This window comes from Acinetobacter sp. NIOH-H-8, assembly GCF_046635365.1.
Taxonomy (GTDB): Bacteria; Pseudomonadota; Gammaproteobacteria; order Pseudomonadales; family Moraxellaceae; genus Acinetobacter.
The window spans coordinates 1-1,727 of record NZ_JBHDVN010000107.1 but is presented as its reverse complement, the minus strand read 5'-3'; the positions used below and the strand labels follow the sequence as shown (position 1 = coordinate 1,727).

At 40.6% G+C, this 1,727-nt stretch carries 1 protein-coding gene and 1 pseudogene; one reads left to right on the top strand and one right to left on the bottom strand.

Going from position 1 to position 1,727, the window contains the following annotated elements:
* Nucleotides 1-5: 5 nt before the first annotated feature.
* Nucleotides 6-1,493, top strand: a complete 1,488-nt coding sequence (locus ACEWB7_RS17210) for a SulP family inorganic anion transporter (protein ID WP_000953323.1) — start codon at nt 6-8, stop codon at nt 1,491-1,493.
* Nucleotides 1,494-1,571: 78 nt separating this feature from the next.
* On the opposite strand, the pseudogene ACEWB7_RS17205 reads toward ACEWB7_RS17210, so the two are convergent.
* A pseudogene (locus ACEWB7_RS17205) lies at nt 1,572-1,727 on the bottom strand (IS6 family transposase); the annotation flags it as partial.

Genomic DNA, 1,727 nt, shown 5'->3' with positions numbered 1-1,727 from the left:
TTTTCATGTTATCCACTATTCGAGAACAATGGTTCTCCAATATTCGCGGGGATGTTCTTGCGGGTATTGTTGTTGCTTTGGCTCTAATTCCTGAAGCAATTGCCTTCTCCATCATTGCAGGTGTCGACCCTAAAGTCGGGCTATATGCTTCATTCTGTATTGCAGTCGTGATTGCTTTCGTAGGTGGTCGCCCTGGTATGATTTCTGCTGCAACTGGTGCAATGGCTTTATTAATGGTCACACTGGTTAAAGAGCATGGTCTGCAATACTTATTAGCAGCCACAATTTTGACAGGATTTATTCAAATCCTAGCAGGTTATCTAAAATTAGGTGCTCTGATGCGGTTTGTATCAAAGTCAGTCGTGATTGGCTTTGTGAATGCCTTAGCTATTCTAATTTTTATGGCTCAATTGCCTGAACTCACCAATGTGACATGGCATGTCTATGCGATGACAGTTGGAGGTTTAGCTATTATTTATCTATTCCCTTATATCCCAGTGATAGGGAAGCTTTTACCCTCTCCTCTCATTTGTATTGTCCTCCTTACGCTCTTTGCCTTGTTCATTGGTTTAGATGTAAGAACCGTAGGCGATATGGGGCAATTACCAGATACGCTACCAATTTTCTTACTTCCTGATATTCCTTTAAATCTTGAAACTTTAGCTATTATTTTGCCTTATTCACTGGGATTAGCAGCCGTCGGTTTGCTTGAATCTATGATGACCGCAACAATTGTCGACGATTTAACAGATACCACCAGTGATAAAAACCGAGAATGTAAAGGGCAAGGTGTTGCCAATGTCGCTTCAGGCTTCTTAGGCGGAATGGCAGGCTGTGCCATGATTGGTCAATCCATTATTAATGTGAAATCTGGTGGACGTACCCGTTTATCATCATTTAGTGCAGGGGTCTTTCTGTTAATTATGGTGGTGTTTATCAGTGACTGGCTTAAAGCCATTCCAATGGCTGCACTGGTTGCTGTCATGATCATGGTAGCAATTGGAACATTTAACTGGGATTCACTACGCAATATCCGCCAATATCCCTTATCTAGCAATATTGTGATGATCGTTACAGTCATCGTGGTCGTTGCGACACATAATTTGGCTTATGGCGTATTAGTTGGTGTACTTCTTTCTGCATTATTTTTTGCCAACAAAATTGAACGCTACATGGCAATTCAGTCCGAATTTAATGAACCTGAAAATACCCGTATTTATACGGTAACAGGTCAAGTGTTCTTCAGCTCAGCAGATAAATTTACTTCTGCATTTGATTTCAAAGAAGCACTTTCAAAAGTTGTGATTGATGTTAGTCAGGCTCACTTCTGGGATGTGTCTGCGGTCGCTGCCGTAGATAAAGTGGTCATTAAGTTTAGACGTGAAGGAACAGAAGTCGAACTTATTGGAATGAATGAAGCTAGTAAAACATTAGTCGATAAGTTTGGTATCCACGACAAACCAGATGCTTTAGATCGCTTAAATAGCCACTAAGAGGGATTAGTTATGTCAAAAATTATGGCACTGTTGCAAATAGAGATTTGAGTCGATGATGTTCCCTTTAAAAAGTACTTAGAGACCGAAAACCCTGTTGATTAGATACACTTCACCCTGAGGCTGACCATAATAAAATGACGATGCTTGTCCTTTACGTAGTGCACGCATGACTTCAATACCTTTAATTGTGGCATAAGCCGTCTTCATAGATTTGAATCCTAATGTGGCCCT

Bases quoted from the DNA above. Each gene is read 5' to 3' on its own strand.
- ACEWB7_RS17210 (WP_000953323.1), top strand. From the start codon at position 6: ATGTTATCCACTATTCGAGAACAATGGTTCTCCAATATTCGCGGGGAT.